Below are 18,747 nucleotides of genomic sequence, written 5' to 3'. Positions count from 1 at the left end.
TTTGTTAAAAAGGTTATTTAAGCGCATCTACTGTAATTTCAGTTGCTTGCTTTATCAAATCATCATTATATTCTGCGTCTTCTGTATCACGGTTTGAAAGAATTGCGATGACAATAGGTTCTCGATCAGGCGGCCATACAATCCCAATATCATTTCGAGTTCCATATCCTCCTGCGCCGCTTTTATCACCAACTGTCCAATCTTCAGGAACCCCAGCACGGATTAAAGTATCACCCGTAGTATTCGTTTTGAGCCATTCCAGTAGCATATCTTGCTTAGACTCAGATAGTAACTGATCATCAAGTGCGAAAGCTTGCAGGCTAGTAGCAAGTGCCTTAGGAGTACTTGTATCACGAACATCTCCTGGTTTTGCTTCATTTAAATTTGTCTCTGTCCGATCCGAATTTATAACGTTATCCCCTATTTCCCTCATTGCTTTCTCAAGACCATCAGGACCACCTAATTCATTAAATAATAAATTACCAGCAGTATTATCGCTGTAACGAATAGCCGCTTCACTTATTTCCAATAAGTTCATACCAGTATCAACATGTTTCTCTGTGATTGGTGAATATGTTACCAAGTCATCTTCCGTATAAGTAACCGTTTCGTTTAATTCCTCAAAGGAGTTCTGCTTTAGCACCGCTCCTGCAGCTAATGGTTTAAATGTAGATGTATAGGCAAACCGCTCATCGGCTTGATAATCAATAATTTTTCCTGAACCAGTGTCAAGCGCGTAAACACCGAGCTTCGCATCAAACTCCTTTTCTAATTGGGCGAAATCATTGTCTGTTGTCTGATTGGTTTCTTCGTTATTGGATTGAGACATTGACTCGCTTGAATCCGTTTCTTTTGCACACCCAATTAGTGCAACCATTGCCATTAAGCAAATTGCTAGCATGAATTTGCTCTTCCCCATGCTGTAAACCATACTGAATCTCTTCTTCAAAATAAACCCTCCTTAAAATTCAACTTGTAGACTACAAGTGTAATACAATACTACATTTGTAGTCATTCTGTTGTCAATTATTTTTTTAATCCATTTTTTTACATTGATAATGCTAATTTGGAATGTTAGAATCATAATATTACATTTGTAATATTAACTTGGAACAGAGTGCGCTGAATTGTTGATAAAGTCATTCTGGGTAATCCCCTTCTTAGCTGAGTGTTAAAGTTTACCTTATATGTTTTAGCCCTAATGCTTGATAACTTACTGGATACGTCAGAATTGAGGTCGAAAGCTATGTTCTTTACTAATTTTGTAATAAGTTTTATCCTATCTACTTTTACAATTGCAGTAATTATGCTGATTAAAAAGATATTCCAAAAGCAGCTATCAGCAAAATGGCATTATAATCTATGGTTTTTGTTATTATTCGCGTTAGCTATTCCATTTTTACCGCAAAATCTCATTACGTTTGATAGTCATTTTATTTCACTGGATTCCATTCAAGGTAATGCTACTAATCACGGCACTGATCTTGGAGAAGCGGAAGCTGAAAGCGGAAATTGGATGAATGATTTTTCTGTATCTGTCAATCGCTCAAGCCCTGATTTCTTAAACGTCATCTTCGCTTGTTTATGGATTGCAGGAATACTATTCATGGGCATCTTAACCATAAAATCCTGGTATAAGCTAAAGACTATTAAAAGCACAACACAGCCCATTAAAAATAAAGAACTTCTAACGCTATTTGAACAATGTAAGCAGCATTTAAATATATCTAAGCCTTTTTTTCTTAGAGAATCTTCATTAAACAAATCTCCGATGGCTTTTGGTTTGTTTAAGTCCTATATTGTATTACCAACCAATTTAGATAAATGGCTCTCTACGGAAGATATAAAATACATTCTTCTGCACGAATTAAATCATTTTAAAAACAAAGATGTCTTGACCAATTACTTCGTTATCCTTTTCCAAATCTTATACTGGTACCATCCACTAGTTTGGTATGCCTTTAAAGAAATGAGATTGGATCGTGAGATTGCATGTGATATTGCTGTGTTAAATTCAATGGGCGAACACTATTCCGTAAATTACGGAAATACAATCTTAAATTTTGCCGAGAAAACTTCACACTTAAAAAATCTGGCTTTGGCAAATCACTTAAATGGATCAAAGAAGCAAATTAAAAAACGTATTATCAAAATTGCTGCATTTACAAGAGAGTCTAAACTGCTGAAACTAAAAAGTGTACTCATTTTTCTAATGGCTGGGATAATCATATCGTGTCAGTTGCCATTTGTTTCCGCTATGACAAGCAGCGATGATCAATACGAATTTAATCACCAGCGTGTGACTTACGAGGATCTTAGTGCATATTTTGAGGATTATGAAGGCAGTTTTGTATTATATGATGCACAGGCTGACAGATATAGTATCTATAATGAAAATCAAAGTACATTAAGAGTTCCTCCAAATTCAACTTACAAAATTTATAGTGCATTGTTTGGTTTGCAGGCAAATGCCATAACAAGTGAAAATTCTACCATCAAATGGGATGGCCAGGACTATCCTTTTGATTCTTGGAATAAAGATCATAATTTATCTACAGCCATGTCAAACTCAGTAAACTGGTATTTTAGTGAGTTAGATAAAACAATGTCACTTGATGATATCCAAGAGAATTTAAAAGGAATCCATTACGGAAATTACGACGTATCTGGTGGCAGAGAACAATTCTGGATAGAATCATCCTTAAAAATATCTCCAGTTGAACAGGTTCAATTATTAACAGCATTTTATTTCAATGAATTTGGGTTTGATGAGAAGAATGTGCAAGCTGTTAAAGATTCGCTGCGAATAGAGGAATTAGACGACTTCTATTTATCCGGGAAAACTGGTACTGGTACGGTCAATGGTAAAAATATTAATGGTTGGTTTATCGGTTACGTAGAAAAAGGAGAAAATATATACTTTTTTGCTACAAATATACAAAACGAAACGGATGCGTCTGGAAGTGCAGCTGCAGATATTACATCATCAATTTTAAACGATAAAGGCATCTATTAAGAATCAATTACGATTTCACCTTTAATCAAAATACTTTACAACAAATATGATCGGGAGGTTAGTAGCAGTGTCTAAACATATACCTAATATCTCAGAAGCAGAATGGGAAGTCATGAACGTGCTCTGGGAGAGAGCACCGCAGACAGCGAATGAAGTGATAGCCTCTTTACAGGCAAAAACTGACTGGAAACCGAAAACTGTACGTACGCTTCTTGATCGTCTTGCGCAAAAAGAAGTGGTCGGTATTAATAAAAATCAAAGAATCTATACTTTTTATCCGATTTATTCTCAGGAAGAATGTCAGCGAGCTGAAGCACATTCTTTTATTAAGCGAATCTATGGCGGAACGGTAAAATCGATGCTCGTTCAGTTCATGGAACAAGAATCTTTGTCTGAAGAGGATATTAAAGAATTGAGGACTATTTTGAATAAAAATCAAAAAAAATAATGTTAAAATAGCTTCATTCTGTGAGGTGTCCCTAACAGAATGAAGCGCAAAGTTAAAGAATTTACTCGGTTTCCTGTACAGTTTCCAGGACTTTAAATGTATCAAGCCCCTTCGAATAGTTCAACTTGTGCATAAGACTAGTATCAATCTCTTGTAATATACCCGAGCCCGTAGATATTAACTATTCTCGTTCATAAGTATCGACCTAATGACCTTTTATTTATAGTAATTATTGATAACGAAGTATATAGACCCGAGGAATTTTATACTAAATCAGTTTAATTGATAATCACCTTGAATAATTGATAATAGCGTCATCAATAAATTCAATCATGTCATTGGAAATATAAGAAGATAATACTTAGGGCTCATTTAGGCGGTTGCAGCAACAATCAAAATTGGCAATATACATAATGCCGTATGCTTAACTTGGAAGACACAGCTGGTACAAAAATGGCAATGGAACCCCTCTATTATAGGGTTTTCTCCATTAAATCTTACCTGTTTAAAGAGTAAGATTTGGTGGTTTACTAGCCTAAGTTAATTCTCTGTAAACGCTATATTTGTAACATATGTGGGCTTGCTAGCTTATCTAATCTATTTATTATTTTGCGTTCTATATCCTGTTCGATGAATAATTGCTCTGATGCAAATGGTTTTAACTGCTGATTATCACCTATCATTACAGTATGACCAGCATGCTGAAACATCGTTCTATCATTCGAATCATTACCAAATGCAATGTATTCCCTTTCTTTCACTCCCAACTGTTGCAAACCGCTCCATTTATCTATACCTTCAGGGCTAATATCGAAGATGCCCTCATCTCCATGGATGTGCACAACCACCTTCATTTTACTAAGTCGTTTCAATACTTCTTTTCTATCATCTGATGTAAGTATTAGTATCTTTATAATGGATGATAACTTATGTAATTCAACGTTCTTAGCTCGCTTTAGTGGATCCAGATTATTTAATATTGGATGGTCAGTTGGTCCAGTGTAAGCATAGTCCCATTCACTATCAATTAAATAAGTGATGTTAAATGCTTCTAGTAAGCGGCCCGTAGCTGCCATTGTTTCTTCACTAAAACATATGGTTGAAATGATTTTTCCGTTTGCTGCAACCATAGATCCATTCCCACCAACCATGGGGTAATGATGAAAACGCTCATGCAAGATAGGCAGTAGATCTCGTATTGGCCTGGCTGAAGCAAAAATAACTTCATGCCCTTTTGCTTTTAGATCTTCTATCGATGTGAGTAGATTTTCTGAGACAGGCTTGCCGTGAAAGCAGATTGTCCCATCTAAATCGAATACAAATTTCATTTTATCCCTTCTTTCTTCATTTATTGTCCATATTATCAGTTTATCTTATAATGAAAAGGACATATGTCCCAAAAAAGGAGATTTTCATGCGAAATATTCAAGATTCAGAGTTATTGGAGAAATATTTAGAGGAATTTCAAATTAATAGAATGTTTCATCAATCAAAACAACTGCCATATCATATGCAGCAATATCATTCAGGGGAAATTATACGCTTTGAAGGGATGGAAATGAATTCCCTATTATTCTTAGTCAATGGTAAAGCTAGAATAACATCAAGTATTGAAACCGGAAAAGCACTGTTATTACGTTTTATTTATCCCCTTTCTGTTATTGGTGATATTGAATTAATTCGAGATGTTCCTGTTCAGTCACAAGTTCAAGCTGTCGATGAATGTTTAGTGATCGGCATTCCTTTTGATTACATCAAAAAATATGAAATAGACAACCCAAGACTTTTACATATGCTTTTAGAACATGTAAGTTTTAAACTTCAAACATGTACAACAGCTTCTCGTGTAAATTTATTAGCATCTGTTGAAAACAAGTTTGCAAGTTATCTAATGTCTACGCTGTCTCCTGATGCGGATAACGAATTCGGGATCGAATTACAGACCTCGAGCGTTAAAGAAATAGCCAGTTTGCTAGGTACGACTTATCGACATCTCAACCGTGTAATAGCTTCTTTAATCGAGCAAGGTATTATTGAAAGACAAAAAAACTCAATTCAAATATTAAACTGGAAGGAATTAGAAAAGGCAGCAAATGGAATTCGGTATAAATAAAGTATATAACACCTGAATGAATAATAAAGAATAAGATTTCTTCACGTACCTAGATTCACTTTGGATTATAAAGTAATAAAAAAGATAAGTCCTCCTAGTAAAAACAGCCAAATCATTATGTTGCTTCTTCACCAGAAATTTCTGAAATCCTCCGTGACCACACGCATTTCTAAAAACAGATCTGTTTCATTGGTTTACGAAAAATTTATGATTTCTAGAATTTATCATTTCAAATGGCACACTTATTTTACTACTTAATAATATTTTTTTGATTCTTTATTGCAAATTTTTCTAGATAATAGAAAAAGCCGCCTTTTTTTAGACGACTTTGAAAAAATAAGTAACCGGCTTAAAATCCATAAGCTGCTTCTTTTTCTTTACGGATTTTAATATAGGTCTCTGCTAGTAAGACTGTATCTTCAATTAAGCGATCGATTCGAAATAACACATCATCACTCGTTATTTCGTTTCGATAAAAATCCTTCTCCTCTATAAATACATACTTTTGGACAATTTGAGCTTGCATGTATGCAAGTATTGGTTTTAATTGCTGTTCTGCAATTAAATAATGCTTGGAAGAACCTGCTGTAACAAGCAGACTGACTATTTTATCTTGAAATGCGTTTATCGGCAGTAAATCAAATATATTCTTTAATGTAGCTGGGATTGATGCTTGAAAGATTGGCGTTCCAATTATGATAATATCTGCTTCCATGATTGTTTTTGCTACATACTTCGTATCCCCTGCATATTCTAAATAGTTACGTCCGTCACTAAACTGAATATCATAGTCAGCTAAATCAATCAGTGTCACATCCATTTCTGGAATTTTATCGTTTATTGATTTCACTGTGTAATTCATCGCTGTTTTTGTTTTCGTACCAACTTTTGATCCGGATAAAGCAACAATCTTCACTTTGCTTCCCTCCTATTTTCTTGCTGTATGCTTTTTAATTGCCGGTAAAATTTCTGTGCCAATCAATTCAATGTTTTTCTTTAACTTTTCAAATGGCACGCCACCGAAATCCATTTGGCCAATATAACGCTGGTGGCCAAACACTTCATGTTGATAAAGAATTTTCTCGATGATTTGTTGCGGGCTTCCAATATTCATAACGTCTCTTGGATCAGCCCCTTGAGCAAAATGCTGCTTTGGATAGCCTCGTCCATTCGTTAGCTTCATTCCTTCATTTATATAAGGATAATATTCTCTCTGAGCCTGCCCAGTTGTTTCGGCAGCATAGAAGAATCCTGCTGTTGATATCGGAAGCTCTGCTGGATCAAACCCGCTTTGACTCGCAGCTTCACGGAATGCATCAATCGATCGTTTGAAGCTTGTCGCTGGTCCTCCTAGCATAGCCAGGAACATCGGGACCCCTGCATATCCTGCCTTAATAGCACTGGCAGGTGCACCGCCTACTGCACGCCAAATCGGCAGGGAGCCTTCTTTCGGACGTGGAATTACCTTTGCGTTGTTTAGTGGAGCACGGAATTGTCCGCTCCAATTGATAACCTCATTTTTATTGATTTCAAGTAATAGTTCAAACTTTTCTTCAAACAATTCTTCATAATCACGAAGATCATATCCTAATAAATCAAAAAGTCCTATTCTAGAAGCACGCCCTGCTATAATTTCTGCTCGTCCTTTTGAAATTAAATCAATCGTTGCAAAATCTTCATAAACACGAACTGGATCCAATGTGCTAATAATTGTAGAGGAACTAGCAATCTTGATCTTACTCGTCGCCTGCGCAATGGCCGCTAGTACAACTGAATGTGCCTGTGTTGTGAAATAATCCTGATGGCTTTCACCTACACTAAAAAAGTCAATACCTGCTTGTTCAGCAAGTTTCGCTAATTCAATAATTTCATGAATTCGCTGTTCTGCTGAGATTCGTTTTCCTGTATGTGGATCTGAAATATGATCGCCTAATGTGTATAGTCCAAACTCCAATCCTTTACTTGTATCGATACGGTAATTTTCCATACATACTTCAACCTTTCACTTCTAATGTCCTAATGCCTTCTAACAAAGAAGAATCTTCTTCCATCACATTCTATATAATGTTATTATGTCTTATATAACGAAAAATTGTAAGTACGCACTTTAATGGTACATAGTATACTAAAAGATACTTAGGAGGATTACATGGAAAAGAAACCAGAACTTTGTCGTGTTGAAGACGCTTTAGGAATATTGGTTGGGAAGTGGAAACCAATTATTTTGTTAAATCTTTTACAAGAAGGAACCAAACGATTTAGCGAATTAAAGCGAAGTATGCCAGGAATCACACAAAAGATGTTAACGAATCAACTGCGGGAATTAGAGGCTGAGGATATTGTGATGCGTAAAGTTTATCCGCAAGTACCTCCAAAAGTGGAGTATTCCATTACAGAATATGGAAAAAGTTTAGAACCAATTTTAGAAGCAATGCATGAATGGGGAGTGAAACACACATTGCATAAAATGGAGAAAGAAAATCGAGAGAATATACAGTAATAAAGAATTGGTGTTTTCACATAAGATACCTCCAACAAGTGGAGATGTCTTATGTGGCAACCTTTTTCTTCGTTGTTGTTTTTCGTTTTGCTTGTTTTGGCTTTGGTTTGTCTTTTTTCGCTCTATCCAATGATGCTTGGAGTGCATCCATTAAGTTCGTAACATTATCTGGTACGGCTTTTTCCTTACCAGTAGCAGTCTGTTCATTGTTTTTCTTTTCTTCAATTAATTCCATTAAAGCTGTACGATAATCATCTGTATACTTCTCAGGTTCAAAGTCGTTCGTTAACTGATCGATCAACATTTTAGCCGTGTCTAATTCTTTCTTTACGATTTCAACCTCTTCTGGGATGTTCGGAACATCCTGAACGCTTCTTACCTCATCTGGATAATGAATGGTCTCTACAACGAGTACATTTTCGTAAACCCGGATAATTGCAAGCTGTTCCTTTGCTCGAATGATCATTTTGGCAATCCCGATTTTCCCCGTATCACTCAGCGCGCTACGCAATAATCCATATGCTTTACCCCCTCCTTCATTTGGAGATAAATAATAACTCTTTTCAAAATAAATCGGATCAATATCCTCTAATTGGACAAAGTCAAGAATTTCAACAGCTTTGTCCTCTTGTTCTTTCTTTAAGGACTCTAGCTCTTCCTCATCTAAGATAACAAATTTATTTTTGGCATATTCATATGCTTTTACAATGTCTTCGTTTTTAACCTCTTTTTCACAGATGGGACACACTTTTTCATATTTTACTGGGGATTTGCATTCCTTATGCAGCTGTCTTAGTTTAATATCTTTATTTTCGGTAGCAGCGTGCATCTTTACGGGAATATTAACCAAGCCAAAGCTGATAGTTCCTTTCCACATCGTATGCATCGTAACAACCTCCTTTTTTCTTTAGTTTGCTGTTACTTTAAAATTCTATTCGATGGATTAATTTTCTCGAAATATGCCACTTTATGAATATGGAGGTGCTTCCAATGGATATTATGAAGCCTAGAATATCTTCTGAAATTCCACTTGGTGAAGATTGGATTTATGAGATGAAATATGATGGATTTAGATGCGTGTTTACATGGAGTGCGGATGGGACAATTACATTAGTGAGTAGAAATAATACAGATTTAACATTAAATTTCCCAGAGATAACTTCGTTTTGTAAGAAATTTTATCCAAGTATCAAATCTTCTTTACCCTTAACATTTGATGGAGAACTTGTTATCTGCAATACTGACTACCAAAGCAATTTTTCCCTGCTCCAAAAGAGAGGACGATTAAAGAATCAAGAAACTATCCAAAGTGCCGCACGTGTTCGGCCAGCTACATTTATTGTGTTTGATTTGCTGGTGTTAAGAGGGAACTCATATAAAGCCCAAAAACTTTACGTAAGAAAAAAAGCTCTTGAAGCTATATTCCGTAAACTGACTGGATCGCGTATACGACTAATCGAATCATTTCGTAGCGACGAGCTAATTACCACAATTATGTTTGATCAAAAAGCAGAGGGTATTGTTGCGAAAAGGAGAACAAGCACTTATCAAATTGGAAAGCGACATCATGATTGGTACAAAATTAAAAATTGGAGGGAAATTCAAGGATTTTTAACAGCATATGATATGAGCAACGATTATTTTGATATTGGTGTTTTTCATCATGAACAAATACGAACAATTGGTAAATGTAAGCATGGACTTGACGGAGAATCGTTTCAAACGGTAAAGCAATTATTTATGGCAAATGGGAAAAAACAAGGAAAACGTTATCTATTGCCTCCAGCCATTTGTGCTTCTATCCATACACTTGATTTATATAAAGAAGAGTTACGGGAACCTGAATTTGCTGATCTATTACCACAACGCAAACCGGAAGAATGTACGTTCGCAAACCTGGAGCTAGATTTAGCAATGCTTCCTAAGACAATTGATTTAACTAACACGAAAAAAATGCTATGGCCAACTGCTAATTTTTCAAAGGGGGATCTTCTTTTGTTCATGCGGGAAATTTCTCCATACATGCTCCCCTTTCTTCAAAACCGGGAACTAACGGTTATTCGGTGTCCGGATGGTATCGAGAAAGAACATTTTTTTCAGAAGCATTTACCGGACTATGCCCCTGATTTTATCACTTCTGTACCTTCTGGAAATGAACGGACATTTGTTTGCGATCGTTTAGATGCATTGATCTGGTTTGCGAATCACGGCGCAGTGGAATATCATATCCCTTTTCAGCATGTCAGAAGCGCTGTACCAGCAGAAATCGCTTTTGATCTAGACCCACCTGACAGAGAACATTTTCATTTAGCTATTCGTGCAGCCAAGCTTATAAAATCTTTATTAGATGATCTAGATCTTATCTCCTTTGTTAAAACATCTGGAAACAAGGGTTTACAGATTCATATTCCATTAAGACCCGGAAGTATGACGTACGAAGAAACCGCAACCTTCACGAAGGCAATCGCCGTTACAATTGAGAATACGTATCCTAAATACTTTACAACAGAGCGAATGAAGAAAAAAAGAAAAGGACGTTTATATATTGATTATGTTCAACATGGCAAAGATAAAACGTTGATTGCACCATATTCCCCTAGGATGACAACAGAAGGGACCGTCGCTACTCCGCTGTTTTGGGAAGAAGTTAACGAAGAACTTTATCCAACCTTATTTACAATTGACAATGTTATGGAGCGAGTGCAACAGTTAGGTTGTCCATTTGATAATTATTTTGAAATGGCCATGATACAGAAGCTGCATAAAGTCTTAAATTTAGTGAGAGATTAGGAACTCACTTCATAAATTCCAATTGTATATAATTATGTATCTTACTCAAAATAAGGCTGAAAACTATCTATTTGGCAACTATATTAAAGGAGATTACATCAAAATGAACGATAAGGATATTGTTAAGGAATTAAATGCGTATTTACAAGGAGAGTATATGGGCATCCACGCATATGAGCATTACATTAAACATACCAATGACCCAAAACTTAAAAATGAACTGCAGCGTATTCAGCAAGAGCATAAACAGCATGCTGCAAAGACTGCCGAACAAATCCAAAATCTGGGTGGTAAGGCCGTAGAAGATAACGGAATGAAGTTATCTGTGCAAGAATTGATGTTGCGTATGAAAGATTACCCTGACTATAATGAAGGTATTATTAAAGGTGTACTTAAAGGACAAGAAATGGGTATTCACCAGGTGGAGGAAATTATCCGAGGAGATATGGACTCGAAAAGTCTCGAAATTGTTAAGCATAATTTAGATGAAGACAGAGCCCATATAAAACAATTAAACCAATTAATGATGGATGAATAGCGTAAACAGAAAAAATCGACCCTTTATTGGAGAGGGGCCGATTTTTTCATGTTAGGAAATTTGCAAGTCATTGATGGAGCGATAAATACGATGTACGTGTTGTTCTCCAGCTTCTTCCCACCTACTTTTATCTATTATGTTTCCATCCTTATCAATCGGATTTTGAAACTGATTGAACCCGGTAGTCGTTAATAATGAACTTTCGTCCCAATCTAGTCCTGTATTGACAACATGTTTGATAACATATGGTTGTCCAAATTCAATATATGCACTGGGACGATCTAATTCACCTTTCAAGACATTAAAGGGAATTCTGATGTAAATTGTTTCACCTGCTTCTCGACATAACGCCATATCAAACTTTCCATGATCATAGTCAAAATTACTGCAAAAGGTAAATCCATTCGTTTTAAATATTTTATGTACATCACCAAAGTATGCTTTCATTCCTTCAATTTCGGTTTGTAATTTAAGCATTTTAATTCACTCCTTTGGTGACTAGTATTCACTTTTTCATAATTAAGATACCTACAGATGGACAATTTTCTAGCAAGTAACCGGTCATATCATAATTAAAGGGCAACCATTATATTGGTTACCCTTTAAAATTAAACTTTTGGGACAAATGTTTTGCAATCTGTTTCCTCGCTATTTGAAGCTTCTTTTCCTTTACGATTAACAATATAAATCGCATTGGCATGACATCTGTTCCCAGGTCCCCAGTACGTACAGCTATTTACTTCACACAATACATCCTTAGCCATCAAAACCCACCTCCCTTATTTGTTATCATGAACAAATTCGAGTTATTCATGCTATTATCGCATATGGAAAAAACTAACGCTTCATAACACGAGATTTGTGTCATGAAGCGTTAAACATTAGCTTTCACATTGCTTTTTTGCCTTTATAATAATGATTGAAGGCCTGCAGCTTGCATGTTAATTTTTTGTCTTTTTTTGATTTTTCAAACGTTTAAACACATTAACATCACTTTCTTTATATTTCAACTTGATGATTAAGTAATCTTCAATTTCATGTAATAATTGGAATAAATTTGCCCTAGCTTCAAAATCCTCTCTGGTCTTAGGGAGTTCTTCCTCATTAATTTGGGATCGTAGTTCTTTTAATTGATCAAGATAAATAATTGCAGTATTTCCTGGATGAACATTTTTGGAAAGCCCTTCAAAAAATTCAGCAATTTTTTCACCAATTGGGTCAGCATCTGGTAGTCTCGACACAAGCGGAAGCATTTTTTTCAATAACTCAAATTGCCTAGTTCGCATTCGGAAATAATCTCGATATGGATGTTTATTTCGTAGTAAATGATTTTCTCTATCACGTTCTACTAGCGTATTCGCTTCTAGTAAAATATCCTCTGATTCCGCAAGTTCGTCTCCTTTCCAAGTCGTATGCTTATATCGAATGTACTGAGAGTATTCATATAAAATAATCGTGAAATTCTGTTCCAATTTTTGTTGTTTTTCTTTTAACGGTTTATCCAGACTCGGCATATACAAATTTAATAAGAGCCCAACGCCAATACCAACAACAATTAATAGAAATTGATCGAATAGAGATGCCAATGTTATGGAGGAAGCACTGTATAAGTTTAAAATAACAACCGAGCTCGTTGCTATACCAGGAGTTACCTTAAGAAAAACAGTTGTAGGTATGAAAACAATTAACATAATACCGAGGACAAGAGGATGATAAGCGATCCACTCGAAGAAAATGTAAGCATATAGTGTAGCAATGATACATGCTGTAAACCTGTGCAAAGCGCTGTAGTAAGATCTCTTTCTAGAGGGCTGAATACACAAGATAGTTAGAATTCCAGCTGATACAAAGTTCGTCAAGCCTAATAGCTGAGCAATAGATATAGCTAAAGGTGTACCAATAGCTGTTTTAATCGTCCGATAGCCAATCTTCATTTTTCATACTCCTTGAAAAAATTAATCTGTTCAGCTGATTTCAAGTTATAAAAAAGAGACTGACTTACATGACAGTCTCTTTTTTATTCTAAAATCAATTAAAGTTCAGTACAATGCTCATCAAAAATTGTTTGTAATTTTGTAGTTACTTCCATAGGGCTATGACCCTCGATGTCATGACGTTCAATCATTGTTACAATCTTGCCATCCTTTAGTAAAGCAAATGAAGGTGAAGAAGGAGGATACCCTTCAAAGTATTCACGTGCTTTTTCAGTTGCTTCACGGTCTTGACCGGCGAAAACTGTTACAAGATTATCTGGACGTTTATCAAAATGAACTGAATGGGCAGCTGCCGGACGTGCAACTCCACCAGCACATCCACATGTTGAATTGATCATAACGAGTGTTGTTCCTTTTTCACTAAGTACAGCATCTACTTCCTCTGGAGTTTTTAACTCTTTATATCCTGCTTCGGTTATATCTTTTCGTGCAGCATCAACAACATCCTGCATGAATAAATTAAAATCCATTTAGCATCTCCATCCCTTTACGTTAATTTGTATAAATATTCTTCTTTAGCTTATCAAGTCTAGGCCTATTTTTCAATTTATAAATCTGAAGAAAGTATAAAGCATTAATACAAATTGATCGTATGCTCATTCATACTCTCAAGTATTTCTTTAACCCTTGATAAAAATCTGCCGCATACAAGACCATCTAAGATACGGTGATCCAACGATAGGGAGAGATTTACAATATCACGTGCTGCAAACATGTCATTAATAATTACTGGGCGTTTAACGATTGATTCTACCTGTAAGATTGCAGCCTGTGGATAGTTAATAACCCCCATTGAGGAAATTGATCCAAATGAACCCGTATTGTTAACAGTAAACGTTCCACCTTGCATATCCTGTGCAGTTAATTTGCCGTTTCGTGCTTTCATTGCAAGTTCATGGACATCTCGAGCAATTGCTTTAACTGTTTTTTCGTCTGCATGCTTAATAACTGGAACAAAAAGCTCGTTCTCTTTTGCCACAGCAATCGAAAGGTGAATATCCTTTTTCTGAATAATCTTATCGCCTGCCCACATGCTATTTAATTGAGGGTATTCTTTCAAGGCTTGTGCAACTGCTTTTACGAAAAAGGAAAAATAAGTTAAACTAAATCCTTCATCTTTTTTAAAAGCATTCTTGACTTTATTCCGATATGTTACAAGATCACTTACATCAACTTCAACAGTCATCCAAGCATGAGGGATTTCCTGTTTTGATTTGACCATATTTTCAGCTATTACTTTACGAACACCTTTGACAGGAATTTCAATATCACCGGCTTTCGTTTCTACAAATATGTCATTTTTTGTTTCATCTCTCGTGCTAGACGAACCTTGAATCGTTTCTTTCATTTCACCTATATCTGTTGGAATTTCACCAGAAGCAATTATTTTTTCGATGTCTTTTCTTGTAATTCTTCCTCCACGACCTGAACCTGTTACGTGTTCTAAATTAATATCGTTTTCTTGTGCTAATCGAAGCACTGCAGGAGAATAGCGTTTTTTCATCGAATCATCTACATCTGTTGGTTTGGAAGGCTCTGCTTCTGCTAGTTTGCTTTCAGTAGATTCGGTACGATTACTCGGTTCCTCTGTATCGATATAGCAAATTAACTCACCGACAGCAACCGTATCACCCTCGTCTGCAGTAAGCTCTTTGATTATCCCTGTATAGGAGGATGGAACCTCTGCATTTACTTTATCTGTCATTACTTCAGCAATTGGGTCATATTTAGTTACTTGATCTCCAACTTTAACGAGCCATGTACTAATTGTTCCTTCCGTTACACTTTCGCCGAGCTGGGGCATTGTAATTTTTTCAGTAGCCATTTGCTTCTCCCTCCTTCGTAATTAATATTCTGCTAAATCGCGCATTGCCTTTTCTACTTTATCCGGATTCATCATAAAATACTTTTCCATGGTCGGTGCATATGGCATTGCAGGGACATCAGGTCCTGCTAATCGATTAATTGGTGCATCTAAATCAAAAAGACAATGTTCAGCAATAATTGCTGCAACCTCACCAATGATACTACCTTCCTTATTGTCCTCTGTTATAAGTAAAACCTTACCAGTTTTCTTTGCTGCTTCAATAATTGCTTCCTGATCAAGCGGATAGACCGTTCGTAAGTCCAGAATATGCGCATTGATCCCATCTTCTGCTAGCTTTTCGGCAGCCTGTAATGCAAAATGCACGCATAAACCATAGGTAATGACTGTAATATCTTCTCCTTCACGCTTTACATCCGCTTTGCCAATCGGAAGCACATAGTCATCTTCAGGAACTTCACCCTTTAGTAAACGATATGCTCGTTTATGTTCAAAAAATAGAACAGGATCGTTATCGCGAATAGCCGCTTTTAAAAGTCCTTTCACATCATAAGGAGTGGAAGGCATTACTATTTTAAGTCCTGGCTGATTCGCAAATATAGCTTCAACCGATTGCGAGTGATAGAGCGCTCCGTGGACACCTCCGCCGTAGGGAGCACGAATTGTCATTGGTACACTCCAGTCATTATTTGATCGATAGCGCATCTTTGCTGCTTCAGAAATAATTTGGTTTACAGCAGGCATAATAAAATCAGCGAATTGCATTTCTGCAACAGGTCGCATTCCATACATGGCCGCTCCAATCCCAACACCTGCAATAGCTGATTCTGCTAAAGGAGTATCTAAAACGCGAGCTTCACCGAATGTTTCATACAAACCGTCAGTTGCTCGAAAGACGCCTCCTTTTTTGCCGACATCCTCACCTAGAATAAAAACCTTTTCATCGCGCTGCATTTCTTCTCTTAATGCAGTTGTCACTGCCTGAATATAAGACATTACTGGCATATTTGGTTCCCCTCCCTACTACTTTTCTTCATAAACATATTTAAGTGTATCTTCTGCTTCTGCGTAAGCCGCATTTTCAGCAAAATCAGTAGCTTCATTTATGATTTTTGTGATCTCATCATTCAAACGTTGTTCAACCGAGTCTGTCAGTATCTCATTTTCTTTTAAGTAGCTTGCAAACGTAATAACAGAATCATTTTTCTTAGCCTCTTCCACTTCGCCTTTCTCACGATACGTGCGATCATCATCATCACTTGAATGTGCAGTTAGACGATAGCAGACAGCTTCAATTAATGAAGGACCTTCACCACGAATTGCTCGATTTCGAGCTTCTTTCACCGCTTGATATACAGCTAATGGATCATTGCCATCAATGGTTACTCCAGGCATCCCATAGCCTTGTGCACGATCTGCAATATTATTACTTGCAACCTGGCGATCATATGGAACGGAAATGGCATATTTATTATTTTCGACCATGGTTATGACCGGTAATTTATGCACACCAGCAAAGTTCAATCCTTCATGGAAATCACCTTGGTTGGAGGAACCTTCTCCTAATGTAACGAAGCTGACAACATCTTTCTTTTCCATTTTCGCGGCAAGAGCGACTCCCACGGCATGTGGTACTTGTGTTGTAACTGGTGAAGAACCAGATAAAATCCGATTTTTCTTTTGACCAAAATGCCCTGGCATTTGTCTTCCGCCAGAGTTAGGGTCATCTGCTTTAGCAAATGCAGATAACATTAACTCCTTTGCAGTCATTCCAAATGCAAGGACAACACCCATGTCTCGATAATATGGTGCAATATAGTCTTCTTTCCTATTTAAAGCAAAAGCTGCGCCCACCTGTGCTGCTTCCTGTCCTTGGCAAGAAATAACAAATGGTATCTTTCCTGATCGATTCAATAACCACATGCGTTCATCAAGCTTTCTAGCTAAAAGCATCGTTTTATACATCTCTAAAACCTGTTCATCCGTTAAACCTAGTTCCTGATGTCGTTTTTTTGTCATACTTTTCCCTCCCTATTTTTTCCGAAATTTAATAAGTCACTTGCTTATTGAGCAAGAATTTGAATAGCTGTTACCCATGAATCTGTTCACCTTCTACAGCAAGTGCTGCTTCGCCAATAATCTCTGATAATGCTGGGTGAGGATGAATCGATTGTGATAGTTCCCATGGTGTTGCATCTAGTACTTTAGCAAGACCGGCCTCAGATATTAAATCTGTAACATGAGGGCCAATCATATGAATTCCTAAAATATCATTTGTCTTTTTATCTGCAATAATTTTCACAAAACCGTCTGATTCTCCGAATACTAATGCCTTTCCTATTGCTTTAAAAGGAAATTTACCAACTTTAATATCATACCCTTTTTCTTTTGCTGCTTTTTCAGTTAAACCAACACTTGCAATTTCCGGGCTGGAATAGACACACGTCGGAACATTTTCGTAGTTAATTGGGTATGTTTCTTTTCCTGCCATATGCTCAATAGCGACAATTCCTTCACGGGAAGCAACATGTGCGAGTTGCATACCTCCAATAACATCGCCGATAGCATAAATATGCGATTCTTTTGTTTGGAAATAATCGTTCGTTTGAATATAGCCATTACTGAGAACAATATCTGTGTTTTCAATTCCTATATTTACTGTATTGGCTTCCCTGCCAACTGAGACAAGCATCCTTTCAGCTTGGAGTGACTGTTTTTTATTATCTATTTCTACCTCAATGGAAATGCCTTGATCAGTATGTAAAGTCTCTGTTTGTATGTTTGCTCCTTTAATAAACGTAACCCCTTTTTTCTTAAGAAGTCGTTCAGCTTCTTTCGCAATTGCTTCGTCCTCTGTTGGCAGTATTTGATTCAGGTATTCAACAACTGTTACAGTTACGCCAAAATCTGTGAGCATGGACGCCCATTCAATTCCGATTACACCTGCGCCGACAATAAGAATTGAGTCTGGTAATTTTTCCATTTGCAGCGCCTCATCTGAACTCATTACGAAATGTCCATCTATTGGAAGTCCTGGTAAAGTCTTTGGCTTTGAACCTGTAGCAATTAACACATTTTTTGGAACGATCATTGTGTTTTCTTCACCATTCTCATGTTCAACAGAAATAGTACCTGGCATAGGTGAAAAAATACTTGGTCCAAGTATCCGTCCAAATCCATTAATTACATCGATTTTTCCTTTTTTCATTAAGCCTTGTACGCCTTGATGTAATGTGTTAATAATCGATTGCTTTCTTTCTTGTACTTTGCTAAAATTCAGAGCTATGCGTTCTGTTTCTACACCAAACAGACTTGCCTCACTTGTTTGTCTATATACTTCAGCGCTCCGCAATAATGCTTTGGATGGAATACAGCCCTGGTGAAGACATGTACCTCCAAGTTCACCCTTTTCAACAATCGCTACTTGCATCCCGAGCTGTGAAGCTCTTATTGCTGCAACATAGCCTCCTGTTCCACCACCTAAAACAACTAAATCATATTCTTTTGTCATCTTAAATTCACT

General features: G+C 36.6%; 19 protein-coding genes. 6 read left to right on the top strand and 13 right to left on the bottom strand.

Going from position 1 to position 18,747, the window contains the following annotated elements; genetic code table 11:
* Positions 1 to 13: 13 nt before the first annotated feature.
* Positions 14 to 931, bottom strand: coding sequence for a class A beta-lactamase (gene bla / locus MHH64_RS13830; protein ID WP_187393160.1), 918 nt, complete (start codon positions 929 to 931; stop codon positions 14 to 16).
* 315 nt (positions 932 to 1,246) lie between these two features.
* On the opposite strand from bla, the gene MHH64_RS13825 reads away from it, so the two are divergent.
* Both MHH64_RS13825 and blaI read left to right on the top strand, forming a co-directional pair.
* The gene (locus MHH64_RS13825) at positions 1,247 to 3,016 is read left to right on the top strand and encodes a BlaR1 family beta-lactam sensor/signal transducer (protein WP_118889621.1); all 1,770 of its coding nucleotides are present in this window, start codon (positions 1,247 to 1,249) and stop codon (positions 3,014 to 3,016) included.
* 67 nt (positions 3,017 to 3,083) lie between these two features.
* On the top strand, positions 3,084 to 3,464 hold the full coding sequence (gene blaI / locus MHH64_RS13820) for a penicillinase repressor BlaI (protein WP_095306918.1): 381 nt from the start codon (positions 3,084 to 3,086) through the stop codon (positions 3,462 to 3,464).
* 557 nt (positions 3,465 to 4,021) lie between these two features.
* On the opposite strand, the gene MHH64_RS13815 is transcribed toward blaI, so the two are convergent.
* Positions 4,022 to 4,792, bottom strand: coding sequence for an HAD family hydrolase (locus MHH64_RS13815; protein ID WP_118889622.1), 771 nt, complete (start codon positions 4,790 to 4,792; stop codon positions 4,022 to 4,024).
* 86 nt (positions 4,793 to 4,878) lie between these two features.
* On the opposite strand from MHH64_RS13815, the gene MHH64_RS13810 reads away from it, so the two are divergent.
* On the top strand, positions 4,879 to 5,577 hold the full coding sequence (locus tag MHH64_RS13810) for a Crp/Fnr family transcriptional regulator (protein WP_118889623.1): 699 nt from the start codon (positions 4,879 to 4,881) through the stop codon (positions 5,575 to 5,577).
* Positions 5,578 to 5,926: 349 nt separating this feature from the next.
* Here the strand turns inward: MHH64_RS13810 and MHH64_RS13805 are convergent, their stop codons facing one another.
* Both MHH64_RS13805 and MHH64_RS13800 read right to left on the bottom strand, forming a co-directional pair.
* Positions 5,927 to 6,493 (bottom strand): NADPH-dependent FMN reductase, encoded by a 567-nt coding sequence (locus MHH64_RS13805; protein ID WP_095306922.1) that lies wholly within the window; start codon positions 6,491 to 6,493, stop codon positions 5,927 to 5,929.
* A gap of 12 nt (positions 6,494 to 6,505) precedes the next feature.
* The gene (locus tag MHH64_RS13800; RefSeq protein WP_340001920.1) at positions 6,506 to 7,564 is read right to left on the bottom strand and encodes an LLM class flavin-dependent oxidoreductase; all 1,059 of its coding nucleotides are present in this window, start codon (positions 7,562 to 7,564) and stop codon (positions 6,506 to 6,508) included.
* A gap of 162 nt (positions 7,565 to 7,726) precedes the next feature.
* On the opposite strand from MHH64_RS13800, the gene MHH64_RS13795 reads away from it, so the two are divergent.
* On the top strand, positions 7,727 to 8,077 hold the full coding sequence (locus tag MHH64_RS13795; RefSeq protein ID WP_095306924.1) for a helix-turn-helix domain-containing protein: 351 nt from the start codon (positions 7,727 to 7,729) through the stop codon (positions 8,075 to 8,077).
* A gap of 49 nt (positions 8,078 to 8,126) precedes the next feature.
* On the opposite strand, the gene MHH64_RS13790 is transcribed toward MHH64_RS13795, so the two are convergent.
* Entirely contained in the window at positions 8,127 to 8,963 is an 837-nt protein-coding gene (locus MHH64_RS13790) for a Ku protein (protein ID WP_118889626.1), read from the bottom strand.
* 104 nt (positions 8,964 to 9,067) lie between these two features.
* Here MHH64_RS13790 and MHH64_RS13785 point away from each other — a divergent pair, with 104 nt between their 5' ends.
* Positions 9,068 to 10,867 carry a DNA ligase D gene (locus MHH64_RS13785; RefSeq protein WP_340001919.1) on the top strand — a complete coding sequence of 600 codons (1,800 nt, stop codon included), beginning with the start codon at positions 9,068 to 9,070 and terminating at the stop codon, positions 10,865 to 10,867.
* Between the two features lie 103 nt (positions 10,868 to 10,970).
* Positions 10,971 to 11,405, top strand: a complete 435-nt coding sequence (locus MHH64_RS13780) for a DUF2383 domain-containing protein (protein ID WP_118889628.1) — start codon at positions 10,971 to 10,973, stop codon at positions 11,403 to 11,405.
* 51 nt (positions 11,406 to 11,456) lie between these two features.
* Here the strand turns inward: MHH64_RS13780 and MHH64_RS13775 are convergent, their stop codons facing one another.
* From MHH64_RS13775 to lpdA, 8 genes are all read right to left on the bottom strand, one after another.
* Positions 11,457 to 11,882, bottom strand: a complete 426-nt coding sequence (locus tag MHH64_RS13775) for a YugN family protein (RefSeq protein ID WP_095306930.1) — start codon at positions 11,880 to 11,882, stop codon at positions 11,457 to 11,459.
* Positions 11,883 to 12,013: 131 nt separating this feature from the next.
* Positions 12,014 to 12,169: a DUF1540 domain-containing protein gene (locus MHH64_RS13770; protein ID WP_095306931.1), complete on the bottom strand. Its 156-nt coding sequence runs from the start codon at positions 12,167 to 12,169 to the stop codon at positions 12,014 to 12,016.
* Between the two features lie 177 nt (positions 12,170 to 12,346).
* A complete protein-coding gene (locus MHH64_RS13765; protein ID WP_340001918.1) occupies positions 12,347 to 13,339 on the bottom strand; it encodes an aromatic acid exporter family protein in 993 nt (330 codons plus the stop codon).
* Positions 13,340 to 13,437: 98 nt separating this feature from the next.
* Positions 13,438 to 13,869 carry a BrxA/BrxB family bacilliredoxin gene (locus MHH64_RS13760; RefSeq protein WP_095306933.1) on the bottom strand — a complete coding sequence of 144 codons (432 nt, stop codon included), beginning with the start codon at positions 13,867 to 13,869 and terminating at the stop codon, positions 13,438 to 13,440.
* Positions 13,870 to 13,973: 104 nt separating this feature from the next.
* Positions 13,974 to 15,224 (bottom strand): dihydrolipoamide acetyltransferase family protein, encoded by a 1,251-nt coding sequence (locus MHH64_RS13755; RefSeq protein ID WP_118889629.1) that lies wholly within the window; start codon positions 15,222 to 15,224, stop codon positions 13,974 to 13,976.
* Between the two features lie 21 nt (positions 15,225 to 15,245).
* Complete coding sequence (locus tag MHH64_RS13750) at positions 15,246 to 16,229, bottom strand: alpha-ketoacid dehydrogenase subunit beta (protein ID WP_095306935.1); 984 nt, start codon at positions 16,227 to 16,229, stop codon at positions 15,246 to 15,248.
* A gap of 18 nt (positions 16,230 to 16,247) precedes the next feature.
* On the bottom strand, positions 16,248 to 17,243 hold the full coding sequence (locus MHH64_RS13745) for a thiamine pyrophosphate-dependent dehydrogenase E1 component subunit alpha (protein ID WP_118889630.1): 996 nt from the start codon (positions 17,241 to 17,243) through the stop codon (positions 16,248 to 16,250).
* A gap of 70 nt (positions 17,244 to 17,313) precedes the next feature.
* Positions 17,314 to 18,735: a dihydrolipoyl dehydrogenase gene (gene lpdA / locus MHH64_RS13740; RefSeq protein WP_340001916.1), complete on the bottom strand. Its 1,422-nt coding sequence runs from the start codon at positions 18,733 to 18,735 to the stop codon at positions 17,314 to 17,316.
* Between the last annotated feature and the right edge of the window lie 12 nt (positions 18,736 to 18,747).

Origin of the sequence: Oceanobacillus sp. FSL K6-0127, assembly GCF_037983385.1 — a bacterium.
Lineage (GTDB): Bacteria > Bacillota > Bacilli > Bacillales > Amphibacillaceae > Oceanobacillus > Oceanobacillus profundus.
The sequence above is the reverse complement of the archived record's forward strand: the minus strand, read 5'-3'. Positions and strand labels throughout refer to the sequence as shown.

Coding starts and splice junctions, on each gene's coding strand:
- bla (WP_187393160.1), bottom strand. CDS start 931: ATGGTTTACAGCATGGGGAAGAGCAAATTCATGCTAGCAATTTGCTTA.
- MHH64_RS13825 (WP_118889621.1), top strand. CDS start 1,247: ATGTTCTTTACTAATTTTGTAATAAGTTTTATCCTATCTACTTTTACA.
- MHH64_RS13815 (WP_118889622.1), bottom strand. CDS start 4,792: ATGAAATTTGTATTCGATTTAGATGGGACAATCTGCTTTCACGGCAAG.
- MHH64_RS13810 (WP_118889623.1), top strand. CDS start 4,879: ATGCGAAATATTCAAGATTCAGAGTTATTGGAGAAATATTTAGAGGAA.
- MHH64_RS13800 (WP_340001920.1), bottom strand. CDS start 7,564: ATGGAAAATTACCGTATCGATACAAGTAAAGGATTGGAGTTTGGACTA.
- MHH64_RS13795 (WP_095306924.1), top strand. CDS start 7,727: ATGGAAAAGAAACCAGAACTTTGTCGTGTTGAAGACGCTTTAGGAATA.
- MHH64_RS13790 (WP_118889626.1), bottom strand. CDS start 8,963: ATGCATACGATGTGGAAAGGAACTATCAGCTTTGGCTTGGTTAATATT.
- MHH64_RS13785 (WP_340001919.1), top strand. CDS start 9,068: ATGGATATTATGAAGCCTAGAATATCTTCTGAAATTCCACTTGGTGAA.
- MHH64_RS13780 (WP_118889628.1), top strand. CDS start 10,971: ATGAACGATAAGGATATTGTTAAGGAATTAAATGCGTATTTACAAGGA.
- MHH64_RS13775 (WP_095306930.1), bottom strand. CDS start 11,882: ATGCTTAAATTACAAACCGAAATTGAAGGAATGAAAGCATACTTTGGT.
- MHH64_RS13770 (WP_095306931.1), bottom strand. CDS start 12,169: ATGGCTAAGGATGTATTGTGTGAAGTAAATAGCTGTACGTACTGGGGA.
- MHH64_RS13765 (WP_340001918.1), bottom strand. CDS start 13,339: ATGAAGATTGGCTATCGGACGATTAAAACAGCTATTGGTACACCTTTA.
- MHH64_RS13760 (WP_095306933.1), bottom strand. CDS start 13,869: ATGGATTTTAATTTATTCATGCAGGATGTTGTTGATGCTGCACGAAAA.
- MHH64_RS13755 (WP_118889629.1), bottom strand. CDS start 15,224: ATGGCTACTGAAAAAATTACAATGCCCCAGCTCGGCGAAAGTGTAACG.
- MHH64_RS13750 (WP_095306935.1), bottom strand. CDS start 16,229: ATGCCAGTAATGTCTTATATTCAGGCAGTGACAACTGCATTAAGAGAA.
- MHH64_RS13745 (WP_118889630.1), bottom strand. CDS start 17,243: ATGACAAAAAAACGACATCAGGAACTAGGTTTAACGGATGAACAGGTT.
- lpdA (WP_340001916.1), bottom strand. CDS start 18,735: ATGACAAAAGAATATGATTTAGTTGTTTTAGGTGGTGGAACAGGAGGC.